The organism is Ruegeria sp. HKCCSP346 (assembly GCF_017872595.1).
In the GTDB taxonomy this organism is placed as follows: Bacteria; Pseudomonadota; Alphaproteobacteria; order Rhodobacterales; family Rhodobacteraceae; genus Ruegeria.
Window position 1 is genome coordinate 1,198,365 of sequence record NZ_JAEDOT010000001.1, and the last position, 19,549, is coordinate 1,217,913.

Annotated in this window: 22 protein-coding genes and 1 tRNA gene; 12 read left to right on the forward strand and 11 right to left on the reverse strand. The window is 58.4% G+C overall.

The features are described 5' to 3' along the window. Positions 1–24: 24 nt before the first annotated feature. On the reverse strand, positions 25–975 hold the full coding sequence (locus I9185_RS06005) for a glycine betaine ABC transporter substrate-binding protein (protein ID WP_245223418.1): 951 nt from the start codon (positions 973–975) through the stop codon (positions 25–27). Between the two features lie 599 nt (positions 976–1,574). Here I9185_RS06005 and I9185_RS06010 point away from each other — a divergent pair. The 3 genes from I9185_RS06010 (at position 1,575) to I9185_RS06020 (ending at position 3,968) form a co-directional block, all read left to right on the forward strand. Continuing rightward, a complete protein-coding gene (locus I9185_RS06010; protein ID WP_171722980.1) occupies positions 1,575–2,243 on the forward strand; it encodes a cupin domain-containing protein in 669 nt (222 codons plus the stop codon). 91 nt (positions 2,244–2,334) lie between these two features. Beyond that, the gene (locus I9185_RS06015) at positions 2,335–3,411 is read left to right on the forward strand and encodes an NAD(P)/FAD-dependent oxidoreductase (protein ID WP_210092567.1); all 1,077 of its coding nucleotides are present in this window, start codon (positions 2,335–2,337) and stop codon (positions 3,409–3,411) included. Then, positions 3,402–3,968 carry a TetR/AcrR family transcriptional regulator gene (locus I9185_RS06020; RefSeq protein WP_210092568.1) on the forward strand — a complete coding sequence of 189 codons (567 nt, stop codon included), beginning with the start codon at positions 3,402–3,404 and terminating at the stop codon, positions 3,966–3,968. Before I9185_RS06015 ends, I9185_RS06020 begins: the two co-directional genes overlap by 10 nt. A gap of 87 nt (positions 3,969–4,055) precedes the next feature. Here I9185_RS06020 and I9185_RS20530 read toward each other — a convergent pair whose 3' ends face one another. Beyond that, positions 4,056–4,181: a hypothetical protein gene (locus I9185_RS20530; RefSeq protein ID WP_280922458.1), complete on the reverse strand. Its 126-nt coding sequence runs from the start codon at positions 4,179–4,181 to the stop codon at positions 4,056–4,058. Positions 4,182–4,343: 162 nt separating this feature from the next. After that, positions 4,344–4,433: transfer RNA gene (locus I9185_RS06025), tRNA-Ser, on the reverse strand. Between the two features lie 202 nt (positions 4,434–4,635). On the opposite strand from I9185_RS06025, the gene I9185_RS06030 reads away from it, so the two are divergent. From I9185_RS06030 to I9185_RS06065, 8 genes are all read left to right on the forward strand, one after another. Then, the gene (locus tag I9185_RS06030) at positions 4,636–5,934 is read left to right on the forward strand and encodes an SPOR domain-containing protein (RefSeq protein WP_210092569.1); all 1,299 of its coding nucleotides are present in this window, start codon (positions 4,636–4,638) and stop codon (positions 5,932–5,934) included. Between the two features lie 16 nt (positions 5,935–5,950). Beyond that, positions 5,951–7,117: a D-alanyl-D-alanine carboxypeptidase family protein gene (locus tag I9185_RS06035; protein WP_171631222.1), complete on the forward strand. Its 1,167-nt coding sequence runs from the start codon at positions 5,951–5,953 to the stop codon at positions 7,115–7,117. Further along, the gene (tmk, locus tag I9185_RS06040) at positions 7,114–7,740 is read left to right on the forward strand and encodes a dTMP kinase (RefSeq protein WP_210092570.1); all 627 of its coding nucleotides are present in this window, start codon (positions 7,114–7,116) and stop codon (positions 7,738–7,740) included. The genes I9185_RS06035 and tmk overlap by 4 nt, the downstream gene beginning before the upstream one ends. Positions 7,741–7,743: 3 nt before the next feature. After that, positions 7,744–8,865, forward strand: a complete 1,122-nt coding sequence (locus tag I9185_RS06045) for a DNA polymerase III subunit delta' (RefSeq protein ID WP_210092571.1) — start codon at positions 7,744–7,746, stop codon at positions 8,863–8,865. Beyond that, entirely contained in the window at positions 8,862–9,668 is an 807-nt protein-coding gene (locus I9185_RS06050; protein ID WP_171615873.1) for a TatD family hydrolase, read from the forward strand. The genes I9185_RS06045 and I9185_RS06050 overlap by 4 nt, the downstream gene beginning before the upstream one ends. Then, positions 9,665–10,462, forward strand: a complete 798-nt coding sequence (locus tag I9185_RS06055) for an MBL fold metallo-hydrolase (protein ID WP_171631213.1) — start codon at positions 9,665–9,667, stop codon at positions 10,460–10,462. Before I9185_RS06050 ends, I9185_RS06055 begins: the two co-directional genes overlap by 4 nt. 54 nt (positions 10,463–10,516) lie before the next feature. Continuing rightward, complete coding sequence (locus I9185_RS06060; protein ID WP_171227973.1) at positions 10,517–11,449, forward strand: AEC family transporter; 933 nt, start codon at positions 10,517–10,519, stop codon at positions 11,447–11,449. A 61-nt stretch (positions 11,450–11,510) separates the two neighbouring features. Then, a complete protein-coding gene (locus I9185_RS06065) occupies positions 11,511–12,209 on the forward strand; it encodes a CbiX/SirB N-terminal domain-containing protein (protein ID WP_171631209.1) in 699 nt (232 codons plus the stop codon). A gap of 37 nt (positions 12,210–12,246) precedes the next feature. Here the strand turns inward: I9185_RS06065 and I9185_RS06070 are convergent, their stop codons facing one another. From I9185_RS06070 to I9185_RS06090, 5 genes are all read right to left on the reverse strand, one after another. Next, positions 12,247–13,239 (reverse strand): GGDEF domain-containing protein, encoded by a 993-nt coding sequence (locus I9185_RS06070; RefSeq protein ID WP_210092572.1) that lies wholly within the window; start codon positions 13,237–13,239, stop codon positions 12,247–12,249. Continuing rightward, positions 13,236–13,823, reverse strand: coding sequence for a heme NO-binding domain-containing protein (locus I9185_RS06075; protein WP_171631195.1), 588 nt, complete (start codon positions 13,821–13,823; stop codon positions 13,236–13,238). Before I9185_RS06075 ends, I9185_RS06070 begins: the two co-directional genes overlap by 4 nt. Positions 13,824–13,941: 118 nt before the next feature. After that, positions 13,942–15,501: a trimethylamine methyltransferase family protein gene (locus I9185_RS06080; protein ID WP_210092573.1), complete on the reverse strand. Its 1,560-nt coding sequence runs from the start codon at positions 15,499–15,501 to the stop codon at positions 13,942–13,944. 118 nt (positions 15,502–15,619) lie between these two features. Continuing rightward, positions 15,620–16,312, reverse strand: coding sequence for an HAD family hydrolase (locus tag I9185_RS06085; RefSeq protein ID WP_210092574.1), 693 nt, complete (start codon positions 16,310–16,312; stop codon positions 15,620–15,622). 24 nt (positions 16,313–16,336) lie between these two features. Continuing rightward, positions 16,337–16,621: a DUF3572 domain-containing protein gene (locus I9185_RS06090; protein ID WP_171631188.1), complete on the reverse strand. Its 285-nt coding sequence runs from the start codon at positions 16,619–16,621 to the stop codon at positions 16,337–16,339. 88 nt (positions 16,622–16,709) lie between these two features. Here I9185_RS06090 and I9185_RS06095 point away from each other — a divergent pair, with 88 nt between their 5' ends. Then, on the forward strand, positions 16,710–18,110 hold the full coding sequence (locus tag I9185_RS06095; RefSeq protein ID WP_210092575.1) for a diguanylate cyclase: 1,401 nt from the start codon (positions 16,710–16,712) through the stop codon (positions 18,108–18,110). A gap of 5 nt (positions 18,111–18,115) precedes the next feature. On the opposite strand, the gene I9185_RS06100 is transcribed toward I9185_RS06095, so the two are convergent. From I9185_RS06100 to I9185_RS06110, 3 genes are read right to left on the reverse strand one after another with little or no spacing between them, the layout of a single operon-like run. Further along, a complete protein-coding gene (locus tag I9185_RS06100) occupies positions 18,116–18,589 on the reverse strand; it encodes a periplasmic heavy metal sensor (protein WP_209832609.1) in 474 nt (157 codons plus the stop codon). Then, positions 18,586–18,939: a hypothetical protein gene (locus tag I9185_RS06105; RefSeq protein WP_171631181.1), complete on the reverse strand. Its 354-nt coding sequence runs from the start codon at positions 18,937–18,939 to the stop codon at positions 18,586–18,588. Before I9185_RS06105 ends, I9185_RS06100 begins: the two co-directional genes overlap by 4 nt. Continuing rightward, positions 18,929–19,546: an RNA polymerase sigma factor gene (locus tag I9185_RS06110; RefSeq protein WP_171631179.1), complete on the reverse strand. Its 618-nt coding sequence runs from the start codon at positions 19,544–19,546 to the stop codon at positions 18,929–18,931. Before I9185_RS06110 ends, I9185_RS06105 begins: the two co-directional genes overlap by 11 nt. Positions 19,547–19,549: the final 3 nt, after the last annotated feature.

A 19,549-nucleotide genomic window follows, 5' to 3' on the forward strand; every position in this document is an offset into this window, starting at 1 on the left:
CGCGACGGCCCAAAGAGTGGTGATTTAGTTGGTCAGCCAGCCGATGACGGTGTCTTCATTCGCAGCCACCCATTCCTTGGCGAAATCCGCAGCTTCGATGTTGTCGACGGCCAGCGCCTTACCCATCGCGCTCAGATCGTCGCCTGTCATCTGGTAGTTGCTGAACAGGGCGGCCACTTCGGGATAGCTCTCTTCCAGTTCCTTGGCGTAGTGCAAGTGAAGCGTTGCTCCGTTCCAGGCCGAGGACGCCTCGGACTTGGACAACCAATCTGGATCATCCGTGGGCTGAACGATTGTCCAGGTGGCCGGATCATGAGGCGGTTCTTCCAGAACCGTCAAATCCTGGGTCACGAAGATATAGTGGGGGCTGTAGCAAAACCCGATCCACGGGTCGCCCGCTTTGGTCGCATTTGCCAGATTGGCATAGGCGATGGTTTCCTCGTATTCCGTCAAATCGAAGATCTGGTCATAGCCATAGGACTTGGCCCGGATCTTCTCGACAACGGTCGACGCCCAACCCGGCGCACCGATCCATACCTCGGGTGTTCCGTTGCCATCGGTATCGAAAATCGCAACCTTGTCGGGGTCGCTCAGGTCATCGATCGATTTGATGTCGTACTTTTCCGCGATATAGGTCGGCACGCACATGCCCTGTTCCGCCTGAACCGGGTTTTGGTTCATGACGACGGTGCCGTTTTCCTTGACATAGGTATCGTGAAGGTTTTGCTGATTGGGCATCCACACTTCCGGATGGACATGCATCGAACCGCTGTCCATGGCCTCGAAGACAATCGGGTTGGTGCCGTTTTGCAATTCCACGTCCAGGCCGAGGTTCTCTTCGATCACGACCTCAAGAATATGTGCCGTGGCGTTCACCGAGGCCCAGTTGGGCACACCGATCACGATATCCGCGGCCATGACCGGCCCGGCAATCGCGAAAGACGCGCTTCCAAGTAGCGTTGCAGTTTTTTTCATCTGATATCTCCGTGTTGGGTCGTTTCCGCGCTTGTTTTTCTCACCCTCTGGGTAGTGGTGCGCTAAGTTTTTTTTGTGTGGAAAGGCCGTGCCTTTCGGTTTTTTTTGGGCCAGCAAAATCACAGGCTTACATGGCTCCAAAAGTGAAGCATGCGGATGCGCTGCCCTTCAAGGAATACGTTTTTATACCTCTTGAATGCGGTATTTTCGCAAGTTTGTTTCGACTTCCTGCAATTCAACATTGCCCCTCCGAAACCTCAGAATCCGAAAATTCCCGCTGGTTTCTTGAGCACCGAAATGCCCCGTGCAGAAGGCACAACCAGTTTCGAAACGGGTGGTGAAGCTGTCCTTTCGCACGAAGCAATTAATATCATTCAGATACTTAATGCGCCTGATCTTGCGTATCGCACCCGCCCCCAAAAAAGGCGTGGTACTTCTTCCCGGCAATTGCGTCACCTAACCGTGGAACCAAGCCACACTGACAAGAAACCGTTCAACACTCTGTGTAAGGTGTCGCCTATACCAACATTTCAGTTGGCATTTGCCTACCTATTGGTAGATAGTCATCCTTACTGCAACCAAGGAAGAGAACTGACCCCATGGAAATCAATTCGGACTTCTCTGACCGCGTTGTCGTTCACTCGGACCAGCTGGAATGGCAGGCCTCACCCATGAAGGGTGTGGATCGCAGGATGCTGGACAGGATCGGAGGCGAGGTCGCACGGGCCACCACTATCGTACGTTATGCGCCGGGCAGTCATTTCTCTGCCCATACCCATACGGGTGGCGAGGAGTTCATTGTCCTTGACGGTGTATTTCAGGATGAACATGGTGACTATCCGGCGGGGACCTATGTACGCAACCCGCCAACCTCGCAACACACACCGGGGTCGGAACCGGGATGCACGATCTTCGTCAAGCTTTGGCAGTTCGACCTGAACGACCGAACCCAGTTTCGCAAAAACATGGTGGATGAGCTGCGCGCACCCGCAAACGGTATCGCCACCGCAGTCCTGCATGAGGATGCGCGCGAGATCGTGACCTACGCCCATCTGGACGCGGGCGCGACGCTGCGCTCGGACGCCCCCGGCGGGATCGAGGTTCTGATCATCGACGGGTCGGTCACCGAAGGCGGGGACGAACTGGTCAAAAACGATTGGCTGCGCCTGCCTGAAGGCCACAGCCTGACGGCCGTTGCTGGGGCGGACGGAGCCAAGATCTGGATGAAGACAGGCCACCTGCCTTACGCCCAACCGCCGGCGGTGTAACCGATGTCTGAACAAAACCCTGGCGCAACAACCCCGGTCGAGTTGGGCCCAAAAGCTGGACCTGCGTTCTTCAACTGAGGGGGTTTGACCCATGCGCACTGATACGCTCATCATCGGTGGCGGACTTTCAGGGCTTGGCCTGGCGACACAGCTTGTGGATCAGGGTCAGGAGGTGCTGGTTGCTGAGGCGCGCAGCCGTCTGGGCGGGCGCATTCTGACCGAGCTTCAGGGGGGCGCCCATCTGGACATGGGGCCGGCTTGGTTCTGGCCCGGGCAGCCACGTATCGCAGCGCTGACAGACCGACTGGGCCTGCACCGGTTTGACCAATTCAGCTCCGGCGCGCTGAGCTTCGAAGATGAACAGGGCCGTGTTGTGCGGGGCCGCGGGTTTTCATCCATGGAAGGGTCTTATCGCCTGGTCGCGGGGCTCGCTGCTTTGACGGATGCGCTGTCGGCACGGTTGCCGGATGGAGCAATTCACCTGTCCACGCAGATCACCGCCTTGGCCCGCACCAAAGGCGGAGTTCGGGTCACCTCGCAATCTGGACAGCATATTTGGGCAAGCTGTGTGGTACTTGCCATGCCCCCACGTATCGCGGCCGAGTTGACCTATGAGCCCGCCCTGCCCGATGGCACGTTGTCAGCCATGCGGCACATCGCGACCTGGATGGCCGGTCAGGCCAAAGCAGTTGCGGTCTATGACACTCCGTTCTGGCGCAAAGACGGATTGTCAGGGGATGCTATGAGCCGGCGCGGTCCCATGGTGGAAATCCACGACGCGTCGCCTGCCAGCGGTGGTCCCTTCGCGCTGTTCGGTTTCATCGGCATCCCTGCGCAAGCTCGCCGGGATGAAGGGGCGTTGCGGCAGCAGGTTCTGGCTCAGCTGGGGCGATTGTTCGGGCGCAAGGCGACCAGCCCCAATGCGCTTTTGTTAAAAGACTGGGCGTTTGATCGCTTCACAGCAACCAACCTGGATCTTCAGCCCGTACATGCCCATCCGCAATACGGCATGCCCAAGGCCATGACGCGGATCTGGGAAGACCGGATCATCTTCAGCGGCACCGAAACAGCCGCGCAATTTGGGGGATATCTGGAAGGTGCATTGGAAGCGGCAGAAAACACCGCGGCATTGTTGAGCGCAAATAGGATGAACGTGGCATGGAAATAGATACAAAAACCGCTTTGCTGAATTCTGCCGAATTTGCCGTACGCAGCAAAGGCTTCGACGGCTTCAGCTATGCCGACCTTGCCAATGATGTGGGCATCCGCAAGGCATCGATCCACTATCACTTCCCGACCAAAGCCGCGCTTTCTGCAGCTTTGATGACACGCTACCATACCGAGCTTACCGGACGCTGCGTCGAGATCGAGGAAACTTGCGAAACGGCGGGCGCGCGCATGCGTGCACTGATCGCGCTGTATCGCGCGGCTTTGAACGGCGGAAAAACCCTATGCTTATGTGTGTCGCTGATCATCAGCCGGGAAAGCTTGTCAAATGAGGTCACCGACAAAATCCGCGAGTTCCGGCGCATGTTGACCCGGTGGATCGAGAATGTCTTTGCGCTTGGCAAAACAGATCATTCGATCACGGGCGTTGAGGATCCGAAAGCAGAAGCACGCGCGGCATTGGCCTTGCTGGAAGGCGCTCATCTGACGGCTCGGGTCGAGAAGAGCACCCAAACCTTTGACGACGCCGTGGAGGTTCTAACTGCGCGATGTTTGTGACACGGCCCAAGCTTGCGCATACAGAATGGCCGCGTCGATTGTTGAGGCGCCTGCCCGCCTCCCCTGCCCCAGCCCCATTTCGGGTGATCATTCGGGGCGGTCTTTGTAGATGTCGATATTGCCTGCGATACAGCGCAGCAAGCGAATTGGCCGAGGCTGGATGTACTGACCACCAGATTGCGTCCACCACAGGTCACAAAGAAATTTCTCCATGGCTCAAGAACACTCGAAAGGTGCCGGCGAAAAGCGACTCGCAAAGCATGCTCAGACCAAGCGGGGACTAGAACACGAACCAGACATGGGAATTTTCTGAAGAAACCGTAGGTTCGTAAAATACGGGACGTGGTCAGCGTGTGGTCGGATTTGCCATTTTTATGGCGGGGAGACAGGGATTCGAACCCTGGGGACGCTCTCACGCCCAACGGTTTTCAAGACCGCCGCATTCGACCACTCTGCCACCTCCCCGTCGAAAGCAGGGTCTAAGGCGAAGTTCGACCAGAGGCAAGTCGAAATCGGGAAATCTTGCCGAAGCCTGTGCAGCGGTCTTTCCATGACACTTCAGCCACGTTATGATCCGCAGGAAAGACCGCAACAGGCTGGCATCCAGAACCAGCAGACCGGCAGTGGGGTTCGGAAAACGAAACCCCTTCAGGCAAGGGAAAAGCAGATGAAGCGAGCGATCGAGACACGCCCGGGGCCTAAACGGCTGGCGTATCTGGCGTTGACTTTGACGATACTGGCCGGATGCGAAGAGGTTTTGTCAACTTCTGACTCGGCTGAAAAACCGGAAGACAATTCGGGCAAGACGGAACTCCTGCCCGAGGTGGCCACCGGCTCTCAGCGTGATATCGAGGCCCCTGAGGTTTTTCAGACAACCGAAGCAGGGCTTTGGGATGGCCGGCCGTCTCTTGGCGGGATATGGGTTGCGCACCCGGATGCGTCCCAACCTGAACGTGTCGTGATCAAAAACACGTCCAACAACAAATCGGTGACCGGCGCCCTGTTCCGGCGCGAGCGCAACCTGCCCGGGCCTGCGCTTCAGGTCTCGTCCGCTGCCGCGAAAGAGCTGGGAATGCTTGCGGGGGCGCCGACAAAAGTCAGTGTCGTCGCACTGCGCCGGGAGAAGCTGGAAGAACCGTCGTCGGAAGATGCGCCAGAAGCAGAAGAATCGGCCGCCGAAACCACGGCTGCGGTTGCTGATGGAGCTTCCGACACGCAAGCGTCCGCAGAGCCGGAAAAACCGGTCAAACGGAAGTGGTGGCAGAAAAAGGAACCAGCCGCCGCCGCGGCTGGTACGACTGCGGTTGCAGCCGGTGCAGCCAGTTCATCCGATGAAACGGCTGAAGACGTCGAGCCCGCAAGCGAAGATGCCGAGACGCCTACATCAGCCGACGATCAGGTCGAAGCACCTGCCGATAAACCCGCCAAGCGGAAATGGTGGCAGAAGAAAGCCCCCACAGCTGCGGCTGCGGGAACTGCCGTGGCCGCGGCAGATACAGCGACCGACAGCGCAGACGTAGCCGCCGAAGCCGCTGCGGCCGTGGCGTCGCCCTCTTTGTCGGATGCACCGGTCACGCCCCCTGCCGAAAAACCTGCCAAGCGGAAATGGTGGCAAAAGAAAGACCCTGCCGCGATCACCGAAACACCGCTGGACCCGGTAGAAGGGGCCACAGCAGCAATTGATGCGTCAGACGCCACGCCTGTTGCAGCAGCCACAACGTCGGCGACATCTTTGAGTAAGCCGTATGTTCAGATTGGAACCTTCAGCGTTGAGGCAAACGCCAAGTCAGCAGCCCAAAAGGCGCGTCGCAACGGAATGCCCACGGTTGTTCGGGAACTGAAAACAGCGAATAGTACAGTGTGGCGCGTGCTGGTAGGCCCCGCCGCAACAAGGGCCGAGCGCAAAGCCTTTCAAAAGGACGTGAAAGACCTTGGCTTCAAAGATGCGTTCACGGTAACCGACTAATTCAGGGAGGCTTAACATGCTGTCCTCAATACGAACATCTGTTCTGGCTCTTGGGCTTGCCGTTCTGGCGATACCGGCCCAGGCTTTTGATACATCCGCCCGCGCGGCTTACGTGATCGACCAAACCACCGGTACCGTGCTGCTGTCGAAAGAAGCCGACCAACCGTTGCCGCCTGCGTCGATGTCCAAGCTCATGACGCTTTATGTTGCGTTCGAAGCATTGCGGGACGGGCGCTTGACGCTGGACGAAACTCTGCCTGTTTCGGAACACGCGATGAGCTATGGCGGCTCGACGATGTTCCTGAATACGCAGGATCGCGTACGTGTCGAAGATCTGCTGCGCGGCATTATCGTTTTGTCGGGCAATGACGCCTGCGTCGTCATTGCCGAAGCGCTCAGCCCGGATGGCACCGAAGCAGGGTTTGCGCGATACATGACCCAGCGGGCCAAGCAGATGGGCATGAACAATTCGAACTTCGCAAATTCAAACGGCTGGCCCGCCGCCGGGCACATGATGTCAGTTCATGATCTGGCCGTTCTTGCAGACCGGCTGATCACTGACTTTCCGGAATACTATCCCCTTTTCGCCGAAGAAGTTTTCGAATTCGATGGCCGCGCGCCCTCGAACGCCCGCAACCGCAACCCGTTGCTGCGGCTGGATATCGGCGCAGATGGCCTGAAAACCGGCCACACGCAAGAAGCGGGCTATGGCCTTGTCGGGTCCGCCAAACAAGGCGACAGGCGTGTGATCTTTGTGCTGACGGGGCTCGACAGCACCGGCCAACGGGCAGAGGAGGCTGAGGCCGTGGTTAACTGGTCGTTTCGAAATTTTGTCGAGAGGACAGTTGCCACTGCGGAAACGCCGATAGCCGAAGCCAAACTGTGGATGGGCGAGAAAAAGACAGTGGGCCTTGTTCCCGAAGGTGATCTGAATGTGCTGTTCCCGGTTCTGGGCACACAGAATGTCGAGGCCGAAGTGGTCTATGAGGGCCCGATCAACGCGCCCGTCAAGAAAGGTCAGCAACTGGCCGAACTGGTTATCAAGCCCGAAGGGCTGCCGGAAATCCGGCGCCCGCTGGTGGCAGCCGAAGATGTTGCGATTGGCGGGTTTGTGGTGCGCATGCTGACCGTCGGCGGTATCGTATTGAAAGACGTGATCAACAACCCGCTGGAGTCGATGTGACGAAAGCGGGGTTATTTCTGACCTTCGAAGGCATTGACGGTTCAGGCAAGTCAACACAGGCGCGGATGCTGGCGGAACATCTGCGCGCGCAGGGTCACGAGGTGGTACTGACGCGCGAACCCGGCGGTTCCGCGGGGGCTGAGGAAATTCGCAGATTGGTTTTGGAGGGCGACCCGGATCGCTGGTCGGCCGAGACCGAGATTCTGCTGTTCACAGCAGCCCGCCGCGACCATTTGGAGCGTACAATCGAGCCGGCTCTGGCGGCAGGGAAGGTTGTGATCTGCGACCGCTTTGCTGACAGCACACGTATGTATCAGGGCTTGTCCCGGGGTGACCTGCGAAATCTGGTGGATCAGTTGCACAGCCTGATGATCGGGCGCGAACCGGACATGACGCTGCTGATCGACATGGACCCCGAAACGGGCCTGGCACGCGCCAAGGGGCGACAAGGCACCGAAGAACGTTTCGAGGACTTTGGCCCGGATTTACAAAAGAAAATGCGTGCCGGTTTTCTGGCGCTGGCCGATGAGTTCCCCGACAGGTTTCACATCGTGGATGGCAACAGGGACATGGACAGCGTTGCGCAGGATGTGACAGAAATTGTCCAGGCAGCACTGCGGTAGACGATGAGCGACGATATCCCTTCTCCGGATCAGGTGCAGGGCGCACCACATCCGCGCGAAACCGTTCGGCTTTTTGGCCAGGACGCGGCTGAACAGGCATTCCTGACCGCCTACACCTCGGACCGTTTGCATCACGGTTGGCTGCTGACTGGGCCACGCGGTGTCGGCAAGGCGACCCTCGCCTGGCGAATTGCAAGGTTTCTGCTTTCCACTCCGCCGACCGAGGATGGCGGGTTGTTCGGCGCGCCGCCTCCGCCCGAGACGCTCGATATCGATCCCGATCACCCGGTGGCCCATCGCATTCAGGCCGGGGCGGAACCGGGTTTGGCGGCAATAACCCGGTCACTGAACGATCAGGGACGGCTGCGCGGTGAGATCGTCGTGGATGACATCCGCAAGCTTGGAAAGTTTTTTGGCCTGTCCTCCGCGGACGGCGGCCGCCGCGTCGTGATCGTGGATTCAGCAGACGAAATGAACGTCAGCGCCGCCAACGCGTTGCTGAAAATGCTGGAAGAGCCGCCTGCCCGCACCACCCTTTTGCTGGTATCGCATCAACCCTCGCGCCTGTTGCCAACCATCCGTTCACGCTGCCGCACGCTGCGCCTCGGCCCGCTGAACGCGCAAGACGTGCAAGCCGCCCTGTCACAAACGGAAACCGAAATTCCCGCGCAGACAGAACACCTTGCCGCGCTTGCAGCGGGTTCAGTCGGAGACGCCGTGCGTTTGATCAATCTGGGTGGTCTGGACATCTATGCCGAACTGATCGCCATTCTGGGAACCCTGCCCCGTATGGACCGCCAGCGCGCGCTGGCCCTGGCCGAAGCGGCAGCACAGCGTGGTGCGGCGGACCGGTTCGAACTTTTGCTTACCCTGATCGACATCGCTCTGTCACGGCTGGCACTGACCGGGGCAACGGGCACGCCCCCGCTGCCTGAAGCCGCCCCCAACGAGGGTGAAACACTGGCGCGACTGTCAGCATCGCCAAATCAAGCCCGTCGCTGGGCCGAGGTCGCCGCAACGATCACAGCCCGAGCGCGACATGGTCAGGCAGTCAACCTTGACCCTGCCGCTCTGGTCCTAGATACGGTGTTCAAGATACAGGAAACTGCCGGTCAGAACAGATGAGCGACACCCCCCAGATTACCGACAGCCATTGCCATCTGGACTTCCCGGATTTCGAAGGCCAGTTGGACGACATCATCGCGCGTGCTGCCCAGGCTGGCGTGACCCGGATGGTGACGATCTGCACTAAACTGCGCAACGAACCCGCCGTCCGTGCGATTGCCGAAGCCCACGCGCCGGTCTTCTATGCCGCCGGCACACACCCGATGAGCGCCGCGGACGAGCCATTGGCCTCGGTCGATGATCTGGTCGCCCTGACACGGCATCCTAAATTCGTCGGTATCGGTGAAACCGGCTTGGACTACCACTATACCGCCGACAGTGCCGAAGTGCAGAAACAGTCACTTCGCATCCATATCGAAGCGGCCCAGCGCACCGGGTTGCCCCTGATCATTCACGCCCGCGCAGCTGATGAAGATATGGCCCGCATTCTGGCTGAAGAATATCGCAACGCACCCTATTCCTGCGTGATGCACTGCTTCTCATCGTCTGCTCAATTGGCCAAGGCCGCGCTGGAGCTGGGGTTTTATCTGTCCATGTCCGGCATCGCAGCCTTTCCCAAAAGTCAGGAGTTGCGCGATATCTTCGCAAACGCCCCGGTGGACAGGATTCTGGTGGAAACTGACGCGCCCTATCTGGCCCCGCCGCCCTATCGCGGCAAACGAAACGAGCCGGCCTATACTGTGCACACGGCCCAAAAGGGGGCCGAAATCTTTGGCATGGACTATGCCGCCTTTGCTGATCAGACACAGACGAACTTCGACCGGCTGTTTACCAAAGCGGCATCATACAAGGCCGCCGCATGACCGGCTTCCGATTTACAATTCTGGGCTGCGGGTCCTCTGGCGGCGTGCCGCGGCTGGGCGGTCAGTGGGGCGATTGTGACCCTGCGAACCCCAAGAACATCCGGCGCCGCTGTTCGATGCTGGTCGAACGCGACGGGCCAGATGGGACAACCTCGGTTCTGATCGACACAACGCCAGATATGCGCAGCCAGTTGCTGGATACAGGTACAGGGCGGTTGGACGGGGTCGTCTATACGCACTCTCACGCAGACCATGTGCATGGAATCGATGACTTGCGCATGATCGTGTTCAACATGAAAACCCGCGTTCCCGTTTGGGCGGATGGCGACACCCAGAACGCCTTGTTGGGGCGGTTTGGATACGCGTTCATTCAGCCGGAAGGCTCCCCTTATCCTCCGATACTCGAGCTCAAGTCTATCGACGGTCCATTTGAAATCGACGGCCCCGGCGGCCCGATTCCATTGCGTCCTTTCAAAGTGAATCACGGTTCGATCGATTCCCTTGGATTCCGCATAGGGCAACTCGCCTATCTTCCGGATGTCGCCGAGATCTACGACGACGCCTGGCCCGAAATGAAAGGGCTGGACTGCCTTGTCATCGATGCCCTGCGCCGCTCGCCTCATCCAACGCATGCGCATCTGGAAAAGACGCTTGGGTGGATCGAAGAACTCCAACCGAAGCGCGCGGTTCTGACCAACATGCATATCGATCTCGATTATGCCACCGTCGATGCTGAAACCCCCGACCACATCACCCCCGCCTTCGACGGGATGGTGATCCATCAGTCGCAGTAGGCCGCTGCCCGTCGCCCGCATGATATCGCAGCAGGCCCGTCGCACGGGGGCCACATGCTGCAAAGCCTGATCGACGTCATTCTTCCGGTTTTCCTTGTAATCGGGGCCGGGTATACGGCAACACGCACGGGGTACTTCAAAGAAGCTCATGTCGATGGGCTGATGAAGTTCACCCAAGGCTTTGCGATTCCCTGCCTTTTGTTCCTGGCCATCGCGCATCTGGACCTCAGCGCCAGTTTCGACCCCCGGCTTTTGGCCAGTTTCTATTCCGCTGCCGCCCTGTGTTTCACAGCAGGTCTGTTCGGCGCACGCATCATTTTCGGGCGCGATTGGGAAGATTGCGTTGCCATCGGGTTTTGTTGCCTGTTCTCAAACTCTGTCCTGTTGGGTTTGCCGATAACCGAACGCGCATATGGGCCCGAGAACCTGACCGGCAACTACGCGATCATCGCCTTCCATTCTCCGTTTTGTTACGGCGTCGGGATCACGGTGATGGAGGTCGTGCGAAATCGCGGTCATGGTGGCATGCGCATGGCACGGTCTGTATTGTCTGCAATGTTCAAGAACGCGCTGATCCTTGGTATCGCCCTTGGGTTTCTAGTCAACCTGTCCGGCCTGGCAATCCCTGCGGTGGTCGACGAAGCACTGGGGTTGATCACCCGTGCTGCCCTGCCCGGGGCGTTGTTTGCCTTGGGCGGTGTGCTGGTCAAATACAAGCCCGAGGGCGACCTGCGCACCATTGCGTATGTTTGCTGTATCTCTTTGATGCTGCATCCCAGCCTGGTGTGGGTGTTCGGCAAATCCACGGGCCTGCCGCAGGATCTGTTTCGGTCGGGGGTTTTGAATGCCGCCATGGCTCCGGGTTTCAACGCCTATATCTTCGCCAACATGTATGGTCGCGCAAAACGGGTCGCAGCGTCGGCGGTACTTATCGGAACGGCCTCGTCCATTCTGACCGTCTGGCTATGGCTGACACTTTTGGGCTAACTGAGGTGTTGACTTCAGGTTGATGTGAAACACCTATCGCGCAACGCTGCAGGAGATCCGCATGTCACATGCCATAATTGTCGCTCATGGCCAACCGTCAGACCCGGAACCGGCCGAAGCTGCACTTGCGGCATTCGCCGCCAAGGTCAACGCGCTTACCGGGCACATAGCGGTGGATTCGGCCACTCTGGCAGCGCCGGGTGCGTTGGAGTCGAAGCTTGACCGCGCGCCCGAAAACTCGGTCATCTATCCACTTTTCATGGCAAAAGGGTGGTTTGTCACCAGCGCTCTACCCAAACGGCTTGGGCACCATCCGGCACGGATTTTGGACCCGCTTGGAATTGACCCGGACCTGCCGGCCCTGACCGCAGAGGCCCTGCGATCGGAATTGTCCGACAAACACTGGGCTGCTCGGTCCACCGATCTGGTCATTGCCGCGCATGGTTCCGGGCGCAGCCGGAACCCGTCGACCGTGGCGTTGCAGTTTGCGAAACAGCTTGCGGGACTGGTGGCGTTCAAATCCGTTCGCGTCGGTTTCGTCGAAGAGCCACCTTCCATATCTGACGCTGCAAACGGTACCGAAGATCAGGCGCTGTGCCTTCCGTTCTTTGCCTGTGCCGGAGGGCATGTGCAGGAAGACGTCCCGCAAGAGCTGGATCGCGCGGGGTTTTCAGGCGTGGTCCTGCCGGTGGTGGGAGAGTTGCCTCCGATCCGGCAACAGATTGCGAAAAAGATAAATGCGGCATTCGATTCAGCCTGAAGCCCCGATACGTGCCCATCGTGTTTTCTGAACGAATTCAGGTTTGCGCCTTGCTCAACGCTGAATACATGCGATGGCAAGACCGGCCGTCGCGCTTGGCCTGATAAAGGGCCAAGTCTGCTGCGTGAAGAATGTCGGCGGCGTTGGGGCAGTCGAACTGCGTGGACAAGGCAGTGCCAATACTGGCCGAGATCGAACAACTCTGATTCTGAAACGTCATCGGTTCATTCAACCTTGATATCAGACGCCCAGCAATGCAGGCCAGAGTATCTTCCCGAGTCAGATCCTTGAAAACAATGACGAATTCATCCCCGCCGACCCGGGCCACAGTGTCGTTGCTTCGTGTCTCCTGTTGCATGATGCGGGCGGCCTGCTGCAAGACGAAATCACCCGCGGCATGGCCCAGCTTGTCATTTACAGATTTGAAAAAATCCAGATCCAGATGCATGAGCGCGAAGGTGGAATTTCCCGAAATCAAATGCTCGAGCAAGTGATCCATCGCCCTGCGGTTCTTCAGTCCGGTCAATGTGTCGGTAAAGGCCTGCTCTTCGGCTGCAAGCATCGCACCCTGCAGCCGAAGGTTGAGAGAGCGGGATGCCTCCATCGCGGCGGATTTGGCTTCGACCAGATACAATAGCTCAATCGCCAGATCCGTGCCCGAGAAATCAGCACTTGTCAGCGCATAGTCCCGCACCGCATCCAAAATCGAGATACCAAATGACAGATTGATGACCGCACCACCGGAATGCGGCAAAGGAGCGACCAAGCCTTTCAGGGTTGTGCGGGGTTCATCATGAAACCTCAGATGCAGCTTCGCCCCCGCCATTGACATCAGGGCGGGAATGGTGGTGATCGTTCTGGGGCGGATCAGTTCAAACACATCCAGAAATCCCTGCCCCACCAGCGGCAGTTCAGGTCGCAACTTTTGCAGGGTCGGACCTGCCTGCCGAATATGCCCATTTTGGTCCACCAACAGGAACATCGGGCAAAGCGTTTCCAGTAGACCAGCCAGTTCTTGGGTGTCTGTCATCCGTTCCGAGCCCCCAGATCAAAATGCCGCCCCTCGGCAAAAGCGCTTTCAACCAACATGATGGAAATGACATCACTGCCTTGCTGCTGCCCCTCGTGTGACAGCATCACCAGCGCACCATAGTCATCCGCCATTGCGCGCAGGACCCCAACCATGACATTGGAATACCCTGGCAGGCCTGGAGAGCAACTCAGCTGAAATTCCGTGGCTGACAGCTCTCTCAATTCCAAGGCCGGCAGGGTCAAATCAGACACGGCCAGCCGCACGCGGTCCGCCAGATCGTCGAGCGAATGAAGAAATTCCACGTAGCTGACACCGCCGAACCTGAGAAGGCGGCGCAGCCCTTCCATATTCGGATGAGATACGAGGTACGTTCCCAGGTCCTCAAAGACTTCGGCTGGCGGTCGATCAAGGTCTGCGCTCAGCGCCTCCATTACCTTGGACGTCATGTCATCGTCATAGACGAGCATGGCCTCGAACTCGACAAACCCCAGCCGCGCGGCTTCGGTCACGCGCAACCAGCAGGATCGCCCGTAGGTCGCACAGACAAAGGACTGTATCGCCCGATTGATCAGACCATGCATCAGATGCCCCAGTTTGGTGTCCTGTGCACTGTGGCCGGAAAAACCTTAACAAATAGCCAAAATCCACCCTGAGTTATAGCGAATTCAACCGAGTATCAGCTCGAGACCACCTGTCCGATCAGAAATCCGTGGGCGCGCCGCCTTCCGCTTTGCGGCGTTCGACAAAAGCGGCCAGTTCCTCGCGAATGCCTTCATCGATCGGGGGGGCGTCAAAGCTCGAGATAATCTCCTTGAACATGTGATGCGCGCGTTCTGCCGTCCAGATGCCGCCGGCGACCTCCCATCCTTCATAGTTTTTCCAATCACTCAAGAAGGGTTGATAGAAGGCCGTGGTATAGCGATCCTGCGTATGCTGAATGCCAAAGAAATGACCGTCATTGCCGACTGCCCGGATCGCATCCAGTGCAATCTCGTCCGGCCCTGTGGCGGTCAACTCGGGGTTCATATAGCGTTGAATTTGCTGTAGGATTTCGCAATCCATGATAAACTTTTCCGGGCTGGCGATCAGACCGCCCTCAAGCCAACCGGCTGCGTGGTAGACCATATTGGTGCCCGATTGCACGGCGGCCCAAAGCGAGTTCGAAGTCTCCCACACAGACTGCCCGTCCGGCACATTTGCCGCACAAACACCCGAAGACCGCATGGGCAAACCATAGAACCGCGCCATCTGGCCGGTCATCTGGGTCGAACGCATGTATTCCGGTGTTCCAAAGGCGGGCGCGCCGGATTTCATATCCACATTCGACGTGAATGTACCGATCACACAGGGAATACCGGGGCGCACGTATTGGAACAGCGCAATGGCGCACAGCGCCTCGGCCAAGGATTGCGCCACGGCGCCTGCCATGGTTACGGGGGCCATCGCACCCGCCAGCGTAAAGGGCGTGACAACAATCGCTTGACCGCGCCGCGCCAGGCGCAGACACCCGTCGATCATCGGGTGATCGTGTTTCAGCGGCGAGGTAGAGTTGATATTGGTATACATGCGCGGCGCGGCCTCGAACTCCTCATGGCTCAACCCTCCTGCGATGCGCACCATTTCCATGACATCTTCGACGCGTTCCTTGCCCAGTGAATAGGCGTGCATGGCCTTGTCGGTCAGGGTCAGCTTGTCGTACAGCACATCCAGATGGCGAACGCTGGCGTGGATATCGACCGGCTCGACCGGGTATCCGCCCGCGAAATGGATGCAATTGAAGTATTGCGTCAGCTTCAGAAGGTTCCGGCACATCTCGCGATTGCCCGGAACTTTTTTCCCGATCTCCATGTCCCAGTAATTCGGCGGGGAAGAGACGTTGCCGAACAGGATGTTCTTCCCGCCGATTTCGATCTTGCGATCCGGATTGCGAGGGGTGATCGAAAACCGGCTGGGAGCCTTGGCGATCATCTCCATGACAAAGTCCCGCCCCATGCGTACATTGTCGCCGTCGATGGTGCAACCGGCTTCGCGCAGGATGCCTATTGCCTCTTCGTTGTAAAACTCGATCCCGATCTCTTCGAGGATGCGCATCGCCCCTTCATGGATCGCTTCGATGCCGGCCTGATCCAAAGGTTCTGTGGGTCGATCGATGTTGACCGGCGGATCCCAGGGCATCTGGTCAATCGCTGCACTGCCCCTGCGCGCAGCCGCCCCTGCGCGCCCTCCTCCGCGGCGCTTGCGTGTTTTGGTCTCGGCCATCGGTGCCTCCTGTTCTTGCTTTCGTCAAGCAAGCCCCGAAGAGACGCCTATGGCCGCTCCGTATGCGACAGAATATGTCGGTTTTTCATTCCGTTTTGTCGAATCCCGGATTTGAAAATCAGATTTTGGCCAACCATTCGGGAATATGACCGATATCCGGCAAAATCACATCCGCCATCGGAGCCAAAGCATCGGCCTCGGCCAAACCGGTCAAAACACCGATCGTGGTCATCCCCGCCGCGCGCCCGGCCTGCAAGTCATGAAGACTGTCACCCACCATCGCGATACGAGATGGCTCGACCCCGATATGGGCGGCAAAGGCCAGCAACTGGCCCGGTCCCGGCTTGAACCCGTGACCACTGTCATACCCGGCGACGAAATCGAAATGCCCCCTTATCCCGACAGATTCGAGATGCTGCAAAGCGGGATGTTCGCTGTCATTCGTCGCAACGCCCAGCTTGATTCCGGCATCTTGCAGACCTTCCAGGAAAGGAACCAATGGCACGGCGGGCACCTGCGGGGCCGAGGCGGCCTCGGAGTTCATCAAATCGATGATCTCATGTAAGGTCGCGCCATCGACATGGGCAATCAAGACTTCTGCGATTTCCTCGACCGTGGCGGCGATTACAATGCTGTCTTCGGTATATCTCCCTTGCTCGAAATCATATCCGATGACACGGCCAAGCTCGGTGGCGCGATCTTCGTCCCCGTTGGACAGGCGCAACAGCATGGAGCGCCCGAACCCTCCCCACGTATTTGCAAAGTCAAACAGCGTGCCATCTTTGTCAAAGATGATCGCATCTATCGGCATCCGGTGCTCCTGCGGAAAATATGGCTATGTCCAGTGTATCTCAGCGCCGCCAGACAATACCGCCCTTGCCTGGGCGGGAAGATCATAGGCGAGTGAATTGGCGTCACAAAACGCCATGACCCACGAATCGTCAAGCACCAGAAAATCAAGAACCGACGCCAGAAACTCGGGATCGCTTGCCCGATCGCGGACATCCTCGATCGATGCGCCCGTAGAGCCCAGAAAAACAGGCAAAAGCTCGTCATTGCTGACCAGCCAGGCCAGGGCCGTCAGCGCAAGAGTTTGGGCGGAATCAGAGGATATCGGCATAAACTTGGGTCAGATCCGGTCTTGGAAAGGGTTTGTTAACCAGAGTCATAAACACTTTGTTCACGCATGCAATCAACGGTGAACAACTATGTCTGTGCAGGGAACCATCCTTGTCCTCGACGGGGTATCGACCAATCGCATCATGCTGAAGGTACAGCTGACGGCGGCCTGGTATCACGTGGTGCAGGGCGAAAAGCTTGAAGGGTTGCCCGCGCTCGTGCGGCGTACGCAACCGGATCTGGTTCTGACGGCTCAGACGTTGCCGGATGGAACGGCTGCGGATGTGAAGAAGGCGATTGTGAAGGAACCCGGCCTTGACGACGTTCCGGTCGTGGCGATTGCCGCGCAAAATGACCGGGACGCCCGGCTGCGGGCGTTAAAGGACGGGCTGGATGATGTTCTGACGCACCCGTTCAAAGACACCTTATTATTGGCGCGCATTCGCAGCCTTTTGCGTGCTCGTGCGGCCACTCAGGATTTGCAGGTCAGCAACGGATCGCAATCGATTGGCTTCGCAGAGCCGGTCCAACCCATAATCAGACCGTCCAAAGCAGCGCGGGTTGATATCCTGACCCACACGGCCCGAAACGGCACGCTTTGGCAAAAGGCTCTGGAAGATCAACGTCAATTTGATTTGAACTGGCATCTTCAGTCGAACCTGCGAGGTGTTTTGTCCGGCTCTGTTCCCGATGCGATCGTGGTTGAACTGGGCTCGAACCCTGCCGGCCTCAATATCCTTGCCGATCTCAGATCACGCGGCGTGACCCGGCACACGGTTTTGATCGGGGTGCTGAAAGACGAAGACGCCGGACAGGCTTCGGAAGCTCTGGACCGAGGGGCCGATGCTGTCTGTCTGGGCGGGTTCTGCGCACAGGAGATCCTGCTGCGGCTTGAAAACCAGATTGCCCGCAAAGCGCGACTGGATCAGATGCGGGTCTCTCTCAAAAGAGGCATCGCGGAATCCTGGATCGATCCGTTGACTGGGCTGCACAATCGCCGCTACGCCATGCGCGCGCTGGATCAAATCGCGCGCCAATCCGCCAGAACGGGGCGCAGTTTTGCGATCATGCTGGCCGATCTGGATCACTTCAAGGCAATCAATGATGGCCATGGCCATGCAAGCGGCGATTATGTTTTGACGCAAGCGGCGGAACGTATGCAACATGCCTTGGGATCCCGTGGCTTTGTCGCCCGCATCGGGGGGGAAGAGTTCATGATCGGCGTGCCCGATGTATCGCCCAAACAGGCGTTGAACCTGGCCGAAACCGTTTGTGACAGCATCTGTCAGTCCCCGTTCCTGTTACCGGACCATGGGGCACAAGTTGATGTGACGGTCAGTATCGGGTTGAAGTTGTCTCAGGTCAGTTTCGCCCGGCAAGACTATGCGGCTGAAAGCGTGGAAAACCTGATCAAATCCGCGGATAAAGCGCTGTATGCTGCGAAGAAGGCAGGGCGCAATCAGGTGAGTATCAGGCAAAGTGCGGCCTGATCTGTTCAGTCTCTTTTCTTGTGCCCATGCGGCCCGCGTTTGACGACCTCCTGCAATCGGTCTGCATAGGCCTGCCGTTCATCATTGCTCATGGCGGTCACACGTGCCAGCCATTGCGTTTGCAAGGCATGCTGCAAATCGGCGGTGGCCTGAGCTTGTTGTTGCAACAGAACCTGAACGGCGACCGGGTCGAAGGGCGTTGCGCGCAATGCCTGACTGAGCGCTTCAAAATCCTGAGCACGACCCTTGGATCCTTTTTTGTGCAGGCCCGTCAACTCGCCCCGCATCGCCTTTCGATCATCCTTGGGCAGGGCCCGGTACAACGCGGGGCCGAAGCCGGGCGGTGATTTGGCATGATCCCCACCTCTCAGGCGCAATACGGTGCCCACAGCGACACCGACAACCAGCAGGTTCAGCGCCAGTGACAAGGCCAGGACGACAGGCACCCACTTGCGTTTGGGCTTGGGATCAGCGTTCATTCCGTGCTCTCCAGAAAACTCGAGTCAAATCCAAGGTCAGCCACGAGGAAGGATGTCTCCTCTGACGTCAACAGGCTGGCCGGGTCCGGCAGAAAGGCCGGTGCGGAAAACCCGATCCAGACCCCGGCAGCGCTTGCGGCAACAAGCCCGCCAAGGCCCTGCCATCCTCCTACATTGCTAATCAACCTGTTCCATATCGAAGGCATCGGCTGCGGTGCAGGCGCAAGACGACCGAGGCGAACAGTTTCAGCATCCGTCTGGATGCGCACGGCAAGATCGTCCGGCAGTGCCGGTCGCTGCCGCTGTGCCTGTGCAAACAAATGATCAAGTTCCAGGTCTTCATCCGCCATTGTCATACCCCAGTTCTTCGCGTCGTCCAGCCAAGATCGCGGTCAGGCTGCGCTTGCCTCTTGCGGTCAGGCTTTCAACTGCTTCTACCGAAATGCCCATTATCCCGGCAATCTCGGGGTTGGGCAGCTCTTCAATATGGCGCAGCACGACCGCTTGTCGCTGCCGCTCGGGCAGCTCAGCCAAAGCCAACTGCAAGGCATCCTTGCGCGCCTCGTCCTGCATGCGGTCAACAACGCTGGCCTTGCCATCTTCGGGTTCGGGAACGTCCGACAACCTGTCGGGTGTCTTCTTGCGCCTGATGTCCACGCACAGGTTCAGCGTCACCCGATACAGCCAGGTCGATACCTTGGCCTGACCCGAAACCCAATTCGGCGCCATCTGCCACAACCGCATCATCGCATCCTGCGTCACGTCTTCCGCCTCGGCCCGATTGCCCAACATGCGCAAAGCAACCGAGTAACAGCGTGGCCCCAAACGATCGGTCAGGATCCGTGCCGCCCCCGCCTCACCATCAGCGAATTGCCTCAGCAACGCATCGTCGCTGAGTGTGTTCGCGGCGCAATCCGCGCCGCGAACATCTTGTGGGTGGGAGGTCAGATCCTCCATCCT